The sequence below is a fragment of the Selenomonadales bacterium genome (assembly GCA_017442105.1).
Taxonomy (GTDB): domain Bacteria; phylum Bacillota; class Negativicutes; order RGIG982; family RGIG982; genus RGIG982.
Window position 1 is genome coordinate 1 of record JAFSAX010000155.1, and the last position, 12,859, is coordinate 12,859.

14 protein-coding genes are annotated in these 12,859 nt (G+C 48.7%); all 14 read right to left on the minus strand.

Annotation, left to right across the window (positions count from 1 at the left end):
* Window positions 1–78: 78 nt before the first annotated feature.
* Window positions 79–915: an MTAP family purine nucleoside phosphorylase gene (locus IJN28_06235; GenBank protein ID MBQ6713365.1), complete on the minus strand. Its 837-nt coding sequence runs from the start codon at window positions 913–915 to the stop codon at window positions 79–81.
* 1 nt (window position 916) lies between these two features.
* Window positions 917–1,960 (minus strand): dehypoxanthine futalosine cyclase, encoded by a 1,044-nt coding sequence (gene mqnC / locus IJN28_06240; GenBank protein MBQ6713366.1) that lies wholly within the window; start codon window positions 1,958–1,960, stop codon window positions 917–919.
* Entirely contained in the window at window positions 1,957–2,793 is an 837-nt protein-coding gene (locus tag IJN28_06245; GenBank protein MBQ6713367.1) for a menaquinone biosynthesis protein, read from the minus strand. Before IJN28_06245 ends, mqnC begins: the two co-directional genes overlap by 4 nt.
* 12 nt (window positions 2,794–2,805) lie before the next feature.
* A complete protein-coding gene (mqnE, locus tag IJN28_06250) occupies window positions 2,806–3,888 on the minus strand; it encodes an aminofutalosine synthase MqnE (protein ID MBQ6713368.1) in 1,083 nt (360 codons plus the stop codon).
* Window positions 3,889–4,013: 125 nt separating this feature from the next.
* Window positions 4,014–4,754 (minus strand): polysaccharide deacetylase family sporulation protein PdaB, encoded by a 741-nt coding sequence (gene pdaB, locus IJN28_06255; protein ID MBQ6713369.1) that lies wholly within the window; start codon window positions 4,752–4,754, stop codon window positions 4,014–4,016.
* Window positions 4,755–4,799: 45 nt separating this feature from the next.
* A complete protein-coding gene (locus IJN28_06260) occupies window positions 4,800–5,498 on the minus strand; it encodes a hypothetical protein (GenBank protein ID MBQ6713370.1) in 699 nt (232 codons plus the stop codon).
* 75 nt (window positions 5,499–5,573) lie between these two features.
* Window positions 5,574–6,686 carry an LCP family protein gene (locus IJN28_06265; protein MBQ6713371.1) on the minus strand — a complete coding sequence of 371 codons (1,113 nt, stop codon included), beginning with the start codon at window positions 6,684–6,686 and terminating at the stop codon, window positions 5,574–5,576.
* 190 nt (window positions 6,687–6,876) lie between these two features.
* The gene (gene groL, locus IJN28_06270; GenBank protein MBQ6713372.1) at window positions 6,877–8,505 is read right to left on the minus strand and encodes a chaperonin GroEL; all 1,629 of its coding nucleotides are present in this window, start codon (window positions 8,503–8,505) and stop codon (window positions 6,877–6,879) included.
* Window positions 8,506–8,531: 26 nt separating this feature from the next.
* Window positions 8,532–8,816: a co-chaperone GroES gene (gene groES / locus IJN28_06275; protein MBQ6713373.1), complete on the minus strand. Its 285-nt coding sequence runs from the start codon at window positions 8,814–8,816 to the stop codon at window positions 8,532–8,534.
* Between the two features lie 268 nt (window positions 8,817–9,084).
* Entirely contained in the window at window positions 9,085–9,663 is a 579-nt protein-coding gene (locus IJN28_06280) for a response regulator (protein MBQ6713374.1), read from the minus strand.
* 1 nt (window position 9,664) lies between these two features.
* Window positions 9,665–11,083: a histidine kinase N-terminal domain-containing protein gene (locus IJN28_06285; GenBank protein MBQ6713375.1), complete on the minus strand. Its 1,419-nt coding sequence runs from the start codon at window positions 11,081–11,083 to the stop codon at window positions 9,665–9,667.
* A 24-nt stretch (window positions 11,084–11,107) separates the two neighbouring features.
* Window positions 11,108–12,145: a tRNA (adenosine(37)-N6)-threonylcarbamoyltransferase complex transferase subunit TsaD gene (tsaD, locus tag IJN28_06290; protein MBQ6713376.1), complete on the minus strand. Its 1,038-nt coding sequence runs from the start codon at window positions 12,143–12,145 to the stop codon at window positions 11,108–11,110.
* A 1-nt stretch (window position 12,146) separates the two neighbouring features.
* Window positions 12,147–12,638: a ribosomal protein S18-alanine N-acetyltransferase gene (rimI, locus tag IJN28_06295; GenBank protein ID MBQ6713377.1), complete on the minus strand. Its 492-nt coding sequence runs from the start codon at window positions 12,636–12,638 to the stop codon at window positions 12,147–12,149.
* Window positions 12,608–12,859 (minus strand): tRNA (adenosine(37)-N6)-threonylcarbamoyltransferase complex dimerization subunit type 1 TsaB (locus tag IJN28_06300; GenBank protein MBQ6713378.1); only part of this gene is annotated, 252 nt, incomplete at its 5' end. The genes rimI and IJN28_06300, both read right to left, overlap by 31 nt.

Consider the following 12,859-nt stretch of genomic DNA (forward strand, 5'->3'; position numbering starts at 1 on the left):
CATTCTCATGTCTATTATCATAAAGAAAGAATCCCGAAGACCTTCAAGCAAGGTTCTTCGGGATTTTTGATTTACGTTTTATTCCCCGTCAGTCGGGTCATAGATGCTTTTGAGGAGCGTTTCTTTGCGCAGGCTTCTACATACACAGTTGCCATCTGCGTCTAAGTGGCGAATGGCATTCAAGATGATGCGGCTGATCATGGGAGCATCGTCGTAGAAGATGTCTTCGAGTTCTTTGTGCGACCATTCTTTGACGACGCCTTCGCCGTAGTTGACGACGAAGTACAGTCCCGCATAGCACGCACCGATCTCACGAGCGAGGTAGACTTCGGGACAGATGCTCTGTCCGACGATATCTGCATGACCTTTCATCATGGCGATCTCGGCAGGGCTTTCAAAATGTCTGCCGTCGGTTACTGCATACGTACCGCGCGTGAACACACGGCCGTCGAATTCTGCTTTGGTCAGTTTGATAAGTTCTTCGCGTATCTCACTGCACAGAGCGTCACGCATGATGAGAAGGTATCTGCCTTCGAGACCGACGTCTTTGCGCACGGAGAGGTCGAGGTAATCGTCGGGAATAACGAAGTCGCGCGGGTCTAAGAGATGATTGACCGAGCCGACACCGCCTTCACTGATGATACGTTTGACACCTGCTTCGCGGAATACCCAGAAAACTTGCCGCGACGCATCGGCACGGCTGACACCTGCGCGCCAACCGTGCATTCTGCAGGTGAGGACGCGTTTGTCATCAACGCGGAACAGTCTGAAATAAGGGCTCTGTCCGTACGGTGTGTCAAATACAAGATTATCTGCAAGGATCTCTACACCGCTGTCATTGGCACCGAGAGGAAAGTTGCTCGAGAGTGTGCCCGAGCCGCCGATAACGGCATATTCGGCTTGTACCATATCCATGTTATCTACCGCCCTTTCTGTCGAATGTACGAAGGATCTCGTATTCGGTGTTACGCTGTGCGGCAGTCTTGCCTGCGGATTCGATCATGCGTACCATTTTGTTGACGGACATTTCGTATGCCGTACCTGCGGCGCGTACGACGTTTTCTTCGAGCATGATGCTGCCCAAGTCGTTCGCACCGAACGCAAGTGTGATCTGTCCGATATTCTGTCCTGTCGTGACCCATGAGCCTTGAATATGCTTGATATTGTCGAGATACAGTCTTGTGGTGGCAAGCGTACGAAGATAGTCCCATGCGGACGTTTTTTCACCGCCAAGCTCGGTATTGCCCGGCTGATATGTCCATGTAATAAAGGCACGGAATCCGCCCGTTTTTTCCTGCAGTGCTTTGACTTTCTCCATATGTTCGATACGCTGTGCAAGCGTTTCACCGAGGCCGATGACCATCGTTGCCGTACTCTGCATACCGATGGAGTGTGCCGTTTCCATGACACCGAGCCATTCGTCTGTCATGATCTTTTTCGGGCTGACACGTCTGCGGATCTCATCGACGAGAATCTCCGCACCACCGCCGGGGAGCGAGTCGAGGCCTGCTTCTTGCAGGCGAAGGAGGACTTCCTTCACGGAATAACCGCTTTTTTTCGACCAGTATACGATCTCCGTCGGTGTGAACGAATGGATCGTGATATCTGCTGTTTTTTTAATGGAGCGAAGAAGGTCTGTGTAGTACGAAAGCTCAAGGTCGGGATGAAGTCCGCCTTGGATCATGACCTGCGTACCACCGCAAGCGACCGTTTCTTTTACTTTTTCAAGGATCGTTTCAGTCGGCAAAAGGTATGCACCTTTGTCGCCTTTGCGACGATAGAAGGCGCAGAATTTACATTCGCTTTCGCAAATGTTGGAATAGTTGATGTTTCTGTCTATGATAAAGGTAACAAGTTCTTTTCCGTGGATGCGGTTACGCATCTCGTTGGCAGCTTGTCCGAGACGCAAGATGTCTTCATGCTCTAAAAGTGCCAACGCTTCTTGTCCGGTCATTGTCATAACGAGGTGACCTCCGCAATTTTAATCTTCGGCACAGACGGGATCAAGTCCAGTTCATATGCCATTTGGTACATATATTCGAGTGCCTGCTGATGGCGCGGCGAGAATCCCCAGTTAAGAAGTTCTAGGTATTCACTTAATTCCGCATCGCTGTATACTTCTCCATCGTTCATCGTTGCGATGGCTGCTTCTTTATGTCTAAGTCCGAATTCAAAGCCTTTGGCAAGACGGTTCGCGATCTTGGCTGTGATGACAGGGTTTTCTTTGGCGAATTCTTCACGTACTGTCCAGACGGCACATACGAGTGGAAGGCCTGTCATTTTGCGCCATTCGGAGCCGACATCATAGTAATAGTAGCCTTTTTGTTTATGATGATACGTATAGAGTGCATCATCACCGATAAGGAGCGTCGCATCATAGTCGCCGACCTCATTCGGATGGATCGTATCGACTGTATAACGAGGCTTGATGCCGTATCCTTTTTCCAAGATGATCTTGAGCGCACAATGCGTATTTTCGGATTTGGCTGTCAGACCGATATGGGCACCGTCAAGTTCTTCGATCGGACGTTTCGATTCGATGATAAGACTGCGGATCGCACCTTCGATGCTGATAGACAGATTCGGCAGCAACATTAGTTCTTCGCTGTTGCGCGCATAGACGATCGCCGATACGGGGCTGATGTCAAGTTCATCGTGTGTGATCTTATGATTGAGTTCGGACGGTACACCGCGCGTAACGGTAAATAGGTCGTCCGACTGCTGTTTTAAAAAGCTGTAACTAAGGGGCAGACAGTTAAGAAAATTGATATGTCCGACTTGCGTTTTTTTCATATTCCGTCCTCCTTATCCTTTCGTGACAGGCTGATAGAACGTATCACGTTCGACAGCTTGATAGCCTGTTTCGGCAACGATACGCATGATCTCTTCTTTCGTCGTGCCTGTTTTGGTCGCCGCACCTGCCGCATGAATGATGCGTTCCTGACCGACTGTACCGTCAAGATCGTCTACACCGAATGCAAGCGAGAGCTGTGCAACAGGCATCGTGAGCATCATCCAGAATGCTTTGATGTGATCGAAGTTGTCAAGGATCAATCTTGCCATGGCGATCATGCGCAGATTTTCCCACGAGGTCGATGGCTGAACGCCTTCGAATTTCGTATTTTTCGGATGGAACGGGAAGCTGACGAAGGCTTGGAATCCGCCCGTTTCATCTTGGATATCACGCAGTGTGAAGAGATGCTGAAGTCGTTGTTCTATCGTTTCGATATGTCCGTAGAGCATCGTGGCATTCGTGAGGATGCCGAGTTTGTGCGCCGTTTTCATAACGGTGATCCATTCCTCAGTCGTTGCTTTATCAGGACAGATCTCTTTGCGGATCGTATCGTCGAGTATCTCCGCACCGCCGCCGGGGAGCGAGTCAAGACCTGCTTCGTGAAGTGTCGTCAATACTTCTTCGATCGAGAGGCCCGCTATCTTCGCGAAATGAACGATTTCAACAGGTGTGAATGCTTTAAGATGTACGTTTGGCAGATGTTTTTTTACCGCGCGTACGACATCGATATAGTAATCGAACGTTTTTTTCGGATGAAGTGCACTTACCATATGCACTTCCGTTAAGTCCGGCATCGACTGCATCGTTTTTTGTACGATGCGCTCTACATCCTCGACTTCGAGGATATACGCCTGCTTGTCCTCTTCTTTGCAAGAGAACGCACAGAACGGACATTCCGATACACAGATATTCGTCAGATTGATATGTCTATTTACGTTGAAGTAAACGTTTTTACCCGTTTTTTCTTCTTTTTTTCTTCTTGCCGCGTCTGCGAGCGTCAAAAGGTCTGCTTCTTTGTACAGTACGATAGCTTGCTCAAGTGTCAAGCGTTCGCCTCTGTTCAGACCGTCTAATATTGCTTCTACTTCCGTCATATGATCCCCGCCTTAACGAGATATTGTTTTCTACACTAACTTATTATTTTTCGTTCTATTCACTCTTTTTTCCTGCTAAAAAGCAAAAAAACGTCAGTCTTACGACTGACATTTGTTTGCTCCCATCAATGTCTGATAAGCCCCTCTTGCGCATGATTTGAGAGAAGTTCTCCGACCGTAACGATCTCATATCCTTCCGCTCGAATACGATCGATGAGCTCGGGAAGTGCATCTGCCGTCTGACGCGGTGTATCAGAGGCGTGAAGCAGAATGATACCGCCCGCCTTGAGCCGTTTCATCACGCGGTCGATGATAACTTCGCGCCCCGGGTTCTTCCAATCGAGTGAGTCAATATTCCAGATGATCGTTCGGCACCCCAGTTCCTCTGTTACGCGCAAAGATTCTTTACTGTAACTGCCGTTCGGCGGACGAAGAAGCGACGGACGAACACCGACCGTTTCTTCTATCTCGCGGCTCGCCGTCATGATATCATTCTTCACCCACTCACTGCTTTTCTCACCGTAATTGTTATGCTTATGCCCATGACTGCCGATCTCATGACCGTCCGTACATATCTGCTTTGCCACATCGGGATATTTTTTCGTCCACGGTCCCATCAAAAAGAACGTCGCTTTTACGTTTTTTGCCTTGAGCGTTTCGAGGATCGGCGGTGTGAACGTATTTCCCCACGAATGGTCAAACGTCAGTGCTACCACCTTATCCGTCGTCTGTGTTCCTGCAATAGCGATCGGACTGCTGCTGTCCGAGCCTGCCGCCTGCACATAGAGGGCTGACGCCAGCATCAGGCCGACCACACCATAGAGTATCCTCCACTTACCGAGCAGCTTACGTACATCTATTATCATAAAAATCCCTCCCGCTTACTGATTCGTATGCAGGAGGGACTTAGCTTATTCTTCGTAGGTCAGATACGGATATTCATGCATGATGCGCTTGAGCATTCTGTTCGAGATCATAACACCGATCTTCAGCGTCAGCAAGATCGATGCCGTCGTCAGATACCAGAAGAACAGCGATAATTCGGGGAAGATATATAAGAGCAGCATATTGATGACAACAACGATCGCACCTGCCGTAACGAGCGGGATCACGCTCTGCACGATGCCAAAGCCGGGTTTGCTGTACAGGAACTTACCTTTGCCCTGCTGTTCGCAATCATAGAACAAGTCCATGAGCTCGTCATACGTTTCATCGACCCACTCTTCATCGTTACCTGCTACAACGAGATAACCTGTTGCGGGAACGAAGTTACGGAAGAGAATCGTGACCGTTCCTTTTTCTTCTACTTCGGCAACGAGCGAGAAGGCATCTACCCAGTCGCGCGTACGCATCTCGTTCTCGAGGTCTTCCCACGTGCTGATGGGGATCGACGCACGATTGTCTTTTCCTTTATCACCGAGGATATCATCTTCCGTACCGATGCTGGCAACCCAAAGGAAACCACCGTCTCTATGCAAAATATCCCACAGATCCAAGAAAAAGTCACTGTCCATTTGACACGGTTTTAAGGGAGCCTCATGTGCAAATGCAATTTCATTTTCTTGTTCCTGCTGTACGGGAACTACTTCTTTTTTCTTAAATCCAAACACAGATTAACCTCCTGCTTCGCAAGACTTGCGATTCTATCTTGAATATATTCTCCACAAAGCGTGAAAAGCCTGCCATTATCGCTGGCTATTTTTACGCTCTGTCGATTTTTTGTCCTGCCTTTTTTTGTCTGTTGTAATTTTTTTATCGTTTTTATCTTTTTTGTCGCTCTTTTCGGTTTCCTGTTCAAAGCCTTCTTTTTCAAGCTTTTCTTTTTCTTCTTCGGCTTTTTTCGCCTCTTCTTCTTTGCGTTTCTCTTCTTCGAGCTGTTTCGCACGAACGGCTTCTTCCATTCGCGCCGCATCTCTCAACGAACTTTTCGTATATCTGTCACCGACGACCTTTGCCATCTTCGCACGCAAATTCTGGATATCAAGCGCCCAATAGCTGACACCGTTGATATACGTCGGCTGTCCATCGGCAAATATTTTTTCAAGGCCGTTATACGATGCCATCATGACTGCCGGGGACAATTTTACCATCTCCGACATCGGCATATCTGTTTCGATCCCGCTGGCACACGCATACGCGATGCGCGGCAGACGCACTAACGTAAACGGACTTGCGATCGAGTCCATCGCCGCCGCAAGGAATTTTTGTTGACGGCGTGCACGACCGATGTCGCCTTCTTTGTCACGATAGCGGATATACTGAATGGCTTCTTCTCCGTCAAGCGTCTGCAAACCCGGCTCCAAGTCGATGACAAGACCGCCGTCATCATCCCACGGGTCTTCATAATACATACGTTTTTCTACATCGATCTCGACACCGCCGATGGCATCTATCATCTTTTCAACGCCTTTGCGATCGACTTCTACGAGATAGTCTATCTCAATATTCAAAAGGTTCTCTACCGTGCGTCGCGTCAGCTTTCCTTTTCCGTACGCATACGCATGGTTGATCTTATCCCAACCGCGGCCCGGGATCGGCACATAGCTGTCACGCGGGATCGAGAGCATCGTCGCTACATTCTCTTCTCGATCCAAACTCATCACAAAGATCGTATCCGACCGTCCGATATCACCTTCCCTGTTATCGACACCAAGCACCAATACATTGACAGGCTTCAGCGGTTCATCACTGAGCGAAAAGCGACAGCCTGCCAAAACAGAAACAACCAGTAAAATGATCAACAAAAGGAACATTTTGCTGTTTCTCTGCCATCTATTACATTTCATATCATTTTCCACAATCTAACCTCCACACATAGCGGATTCTACTCATACACAGTTATTATTCTCTTTTCGACATGAAATGTCAAGAAAAAGCATATTATCTCGTCCATCTTTTCATCTAAATCGCCTCTGCGATTTAGCAAGGTGGTCATCAAACATAAAAAGAGCTTTCCGAAGAAAGCTCTTTTGTTCGCTTAGTATGAGATTACATCATACCCGGCATACCGCCGCCCATGCCGCCCATCGGCATTGCAGGTGCGTTTTCTGCAGGTTTTTCTGCTACAATCGTTTCGGTCGTGAGCACCATCGACGCGATGCTTGCCGCATTCTGAAGTGCGGAGCGCGTTACTTTGGCAGGGTCTACGATACCTTCTGCGATCATGTCTACATATTCTTCCGTCAAAGCATTGAAGCCAATACCTTTAGCGGATTTTTTCACGTTTTCTACAACGATGGAACCTTCGAGGCCTGCGTTGTTTGCGATCTGACGAACAGGTTCTTCGATCGCACGTTTTACGATCTCGATACCCGTTTTTTCGTCACCCGTTGCTTCGAGCGTATCGAGTACAGGGATGATATCGATGAACGTCGTGCCACCGCCTGCTACGATACCTTCTTCAACTGCCGCACGCGTTGCGTTGAGCGCGTCTTCGATGCGGAGTTTTTTCTCTTTCATTTCAACTTCCGTCACAGCACCTACTTGGATAACTGCTACACCGCCCGACAATTTTGCAAGGCGTTCCTGAAGTTTTTCTTTATCGAATTCGGACGTCGTTTCAGCGAGCTGAACTTTGATCTGTGCAACACGTGCTTTGATCTGTTCGAGGTCGCCTGCACCGTCAACGATCGTCGTTTCATCTTTGGAGATGCGTACCTGACGTGCGCTGCCGAGGTCGAATACTTCGACTGTGTCGAGTTTGCGGCCGAGGTCTTCCGTGATGACCGTTGCACCCGTAAGTGTTGCGATATCTTCGAGCATTGCTTTGCGACGGTCGCCGAAGCCCGGTGCTTTTACTGCAACAGCGCGGAACGTACCGCGGAGTTTGTTGACAACGAGCGTTGCAAGCGCTTCGCCTTCTACGTCTTCAGCGAGGATCATGAGTTCTTTGCCCTGCTGAACGACTTTTTCGAGGATCGGGAGAAGATCAGCGATCGCACCGATCTTACGGTCCGTTACCAAAATGTACGGATTGTTGAGGACTGCTTCCATTTTATCCGTATCCGTTACCATGTACGGGGAGATATAACCGCGATCGAACTGCATACCTTCTACAACGTCGAGGCTCGTGCCCATACCTTTCGATTCTTCAACCGTGATAACGCCGTCTTTGCCGACTTTTTCCATTGCTTCTGCAATGAGGTTGCCTGTTGCTTCATCAGCAGCCGAGATCGATGCGACCTGTGCGATCGCTTCTTTCGTTTCGACTTGCTGTGCATTTTTCTGGATCTCTTCAACGAGAGCTTCTACTGCTCTGCTGATACCTTTGCGGAGAACCATCGGGTTCGCACCTGCCGCTACGTTGCGCATACCTTCACGGATCATAGCCTGTGCAAGAAGCGTAGCCGTCGTCGTACCGTCACCTGCAACGTCATTCGTTTTCGTTGCAACTTCGCGTACGAGCTGTGCGCCCATGTTTTCGAACGGATCTTCGAGCTCGATATCGCGAGCGATCGTCACACCGTCATTCGTGATCATCGGAGCACCGAATTTTTTCTCCAATACAACGTTGCGGCCTTTCGGTCCAAGCGTAACTTTTACTGCATTTGCCAATGCGTCTACACCTCTGCCGAGGGCACGACGCGCATCTTCGTTAAACAAAATTTCTTTTGCCATTATGTAATCCTCCTAATTGTTTTTCTTTACGCCAAAACTGCGAGAACATCGCGTTCACGAACGACAACATATTCTTTGCCGTCGTGTTTGACTGTCGTTTCCGCATATTTCGAGAATACGACGCGGTCACCGACTTTGAGTTCCATTTCCATGTATTCACCGTTTGTATTTCTTTCGCCTTTGCCTACTGCAACAACGATGCCTTCCTGCGGTTTTTCTTTTGCAGAATCCGGAAGCACGATACCGCTTGCCGTTTTTACTTCAGCTGCACCGATCTCGATCGCAACTCTGTCTCCCAATGGTCTAATCATGGATTATACCCTCCTTTTATTCGATACCTGTATGGTGATTGGTTTTTTCTTATTAGCACTCTCTGTCCACGAGTGCTAATCACATGATTTATATTATATAATTATGGCGCGAATTGCAAGCATTTTTTTCATTTTTCTCATTCTCTCTTATCTTCATCTCCTCATTTACCTGTTGTATGCTCTTATTATCGCTTGATTCCTTTTATTTTATTCATTTTATATAAAAAAAGAACGCCTCTTCATTAGAGTACGTTCTTCTTATATCGTATTATTTTTTGCCTGCCGAACGGACGATGGCTTCTGCGATATCTTTGATCGAACGACGTTTTGCCATGCTGTACTGCTGTATCTTGCGATACGCTTCCGCTTCGGAGAGCTGATAGGCTTCCATCAATATTCCTTTGGCACGGTCGAGGACTTTTCGCGTTTCGAGCGACACTTTAATATCCTCGAGTTCTTTTTCAAGGTCGGTAAATTCGCGGAATCTGGAGAGCGCGATCTCGATGGCAGGAAACAGACTTTCTTCTTTGATCGGCTTGACAAGATAGCCGAGCACGCCCGAATCTTTTGCCTTTTCGACGATCTCACTTTGGCTGAATGCTGTAAGCAAAAGAACGGGAGCCAGTTTTTCCTGCGAGATGATGGTCGCCGCGGCGATACCGTCCATCTCGGGCATCTTGATATCCATGATAACAAGATCGGGGCGTTCTTTTCGCGTGAGTTCTACCGCCTTTAATCCGTTGGAGGCTTCACCGACGATCTCATGGCCTGCGTCTTCCAGCATCTCGCGCAAGTCCATGCGAATGATCGATTCGTTATCTGCAATTACGATCCTGAGTTCCTGCATCTTATCTGCCTCCCTTTCTTCGCGGTATTCTGATCTTGGCGCGTGTTCCGCCATCGCTGACGAGCGCAAATTCGCCACCCATATCATCTTCTATCAATGTGCGAATGATCTGCGTGCCAAGACTTTTGCGTTTACGTTTTTTTGTTTCTGCTTCACTCGGTAATCCGTTGCCGTTATCGTATATCTCGAGATAACAGCTGTCATCTGTCAGGCTGATGTTGATACCGATCGTACCTTCCATGCGGCCTTTGAAACCGTGTTCTATCGAGTTCTGCACCAATTCGTTGATAACGATGGCAAGATTGCTCGCTTGTTCGGACGGCAATATCGCCGTTTCACCGTCAAAAACGGTCTGTAATCTAAAATCGGGCGCAAGCATATTCTGCGCCAATAATTCCAAAATATTTTTGGCTACTTCGGCAATGTCGATCGACTCGGCATCTTGCTGTGACAAAAATTCATGTACGACAGAGATGCTCAAGATACGATTGATGCTTTCGTTCAAAGCCGCCTGCACTTGCTCGGAGTCTGCACGACGTGCCTGCATACGAAGAAGGCTTGCGATCGTCTGCAAGTTGTTTTTTACACGGTGGTGTATCTCTTGAATAACGGCCGACTTGATAAGTAGTTCTTTTTCTTTCTTTTTGATCTCCGTGATATCGGTAACGAGCACGATAACGCGCACGACCTTGCCGCCCGAAACGATGGGGATCGAACGCTGCGACAACATGATATTGCGGTACTTGATCTCTGCTGACTGCGGCATGTGACATTCTTCTGCCGCTTCGGCAAAACGAAGATTGAGCTGTCTTTCCGACAGATATCTTCCATTGAGCTGATAGACACCGAGAATACGATAAAGGCTCGTCGCGATATGATTATGACTGAATACCTTCCCCTTATCATCGGCTATCAAGATACCGTCGTTGGCAGACAAGGGTTGGAATGGGCCTTGTTTCGCCAATGTCGAGGCATTGCAGAGCATCTTGTATGCCGTGTCAAGACGGATCTCCGCTTCCTCCGTCATCTCGCGCTGTATCTCGAAGCTGACTGCCGCGAAGACGTTACCGTCTTGGTCGCGAAGCGGATACGCATGCATGCGCGCCATCTTGCCAAACGTCCATTCACGTTGACCGCACATCGCTTCGCCGTGCGTGATGACATGCCAAATAAGTGGTTCTTCTATTGCCGCTACCGTTTCACCTTGTACATTGGTTCGATATTGATAAAATATCGTATTCGGCATGACTTGTCTGACGATAGCGAATCTACCGTCACTGCGAGCACGCGTATAGACAGTGATCTGTCCTTGGCACAAATCACTTGCTACTTGGCAGACGATACCGAGCGTATGAAGAATATCTATTTGCTTTTCACTTACATTCGTTATGCTTCTGCATATCGCCGTTACTTCTGCCATGTTGTCACCTGTCTTTTCTCTGTATTATCGTTTGCCGAGCGGAAGCGACGGTACGCCGTTCAAATGAAGATCGGCAAATCGTCCTTCTTCATAGAGATAGTGCGCACGACAAGCGATCATCGCCGCATTGTCGGTACAAAGTATCTTGTTCGGATACGAAAATGCGATGCCCTTTTGAGCCGCCGCTTCGGTCAGCTTTTCGCGAAGCATCGTATTTGCCGCAACTCCGCCCGCCAATACGAGCTGTTTTACCCCGCAGACTTCCATTGCCTGCATCGTTTTTTCTACCAAAACATCGAGTGCCGCCGACTGGAAGCTCGCCGCTACATCGGCAGGGTTGATCTCTTCGTTTTTCATTTTTTTGCTGTTGTGATAATTCAGCACAGCCGATTTCAATCCGCTGAAACTAAATTCAAAGCTCCCCTTTTCGCAGAGTGCTTTCGGGAACGGGATCGCATCGGGGTCGCCCTCTTTTGCCAATCGTTCCACTTCGGGGCCGCCCGGATACGGCAAACCCAATATACGTGCGACTTTATCGAACGCTTCTCCGACAGCATCGTCGCGCGTTTCGCCGAGAAGCTCGAACGTGCTGTAATCTTTTACATGAACGAGTGCCGTATGACCGCCTGATACGACGAGTGCCACGAACGGAGGCTCGAGCTGTTCGTTCTCCAAGAAGTTGGCAAAGATATGGCCTTCCAAATGATGTACACCAAGAAGCGGAACACCAAGTGAAAAAGCAAGTGCTTTCGCCGCCGATACGCCAACGAGGAGCGCACCGACAAGACCGGGTCCGTATGTGACACCAATGCCGTCAATATCATCAAGTGTAACGCCAGCCTCCGTCAAGCATTCTTCCAAAACAGGAAGTACATTTTCAATATGTTTACGTGAAGCGATCTCGGGCACAACGCCGCCGTATTTACGATGAAGCGGTACTTGCGAAGAAATGATATTCGCGCGTATCTTGCGACCGTCTTCTACAAGTGCGACCGACGTTTCATCACAGCTCGTTTCGATCGCCAATATCAATTTACCGCACTTTTTCGTCTGCTTTTCCACGTTACTCCTCCTCTCCTTCTTTCGTTACATCCAGATCCATCAAAATCGCATCCTCGCGATTGTCTTCATAATATCCCTTGCGCACACCGCATACCGTAAATCCCAGATTCCGATAGACGCTCTGTGCACGTTCGTTACTGCGGCGTACTTCGAGCATCAGCGTCTGTGCACCGCTTTCTCTTACGATATCGGCCATCGTCTTGACGAGCGCCGTACCGATACCGTATCCGCGATATTCGTCAAGCACTGCGACATTCGTTACATTGGCACTGTCCCAGATCATCCACATACCTGCATAGCCGACGACCTTACCGTCCGTTTCTGCGACAAAATAATGCGCAAGTGCATTCTCGTTGATCTCACGTTCAAATGATTCTCTGCTCCACGGCATTGAGAACGAAGCCTCTTCTATCACACAGACCGCGTCGATATCGCCCACTGTCATCGGACGAACGATATATGCTACACTTGTTTCCCGTGTCGTTTTTCCCATAACACTTCTGCCTCCGCTCGTCTGATATAGAGCGGTTCCAGCTCTATCACATCGTCTGCCTGTCCGCTTGCCAATCGCACCTCAGCGCAGAGTGCCACGCTTGCCGCACGCGGTGCAAAAAGATGCGGCGGTGCTTGTCTTACATTACCCGTCAAAAAACTTGCATCACGGATCGCCTGTCTTTCACCGACGACAAGGCACGGCTCACCGAGCGCGCGAAG

Coding starts and splice junctions, on each gene's coding strand:
- IJN28_06235 (MBQ6713365.1), bottom strand. CDS start 915: ATGGATATGGTACAAGCCGAATATGCCGTTATCGGCGGCTCGGGCACA.
- mqnC (MBQ6713366.1), bottom strand. CDS start 1,960: ATGACAATGACCGGACAAGAAGCGTTGGCACTTTTAGAGCATGAAGAC.
- IJN28_06245 (MBQ6713367.1), bottom strand. CDS start 2,793: ATGAAAAAAACGCAAGTCGGACATATCAATTTTCTTAACTGTCTGCCC.
- mqnE (MBQ6713368.1), bottom strand. CDS start 3,888: ATGACGGAAGTAGAAGCAATATTAGACGGTCTGAACAGAGGCGAACGC.
- pdaB (MBQ6713369.1), bottom strand. CDS start 4,754: ATGATAATAGATGTACGTAAGCTGCTCGGTAAGTGGAGGATACTCTAT.
- groL (MBQ6713372.1), bottom strand. CDS start 8,505: ATGGCAAAAGAAATTTTGTTTAACGAAGATGCGCGTCGTGCCCTCGGC.
- groES (MBQ6713373.1), bottom strand. CDS start 8,816: ATGATTAGACCATTGGGAGACAGAGTTGCGATCGAGATCGGTGCAGCT.
- IJN28_06280 (MBQ6713374.1), bottom strand. CDS start 9,663: ATGCAGGAACTCAGGATCGTAATTGCAGATAACGAATCGATCATTCGC.
- IJN28_06285 (MBQ6713375.1), bottom strand. CDS start 11,083: ATGGCAGAAGTAACGGCGATATGCAGAAGCATAACGAATGTAAGTGAA.
- rimI (MBQ6713377.1), bottom strand. CDS start 12,638: ATGGGAAAAACGACACGGGAAACAAGTGTAGCATATATCGTTCGTCCG.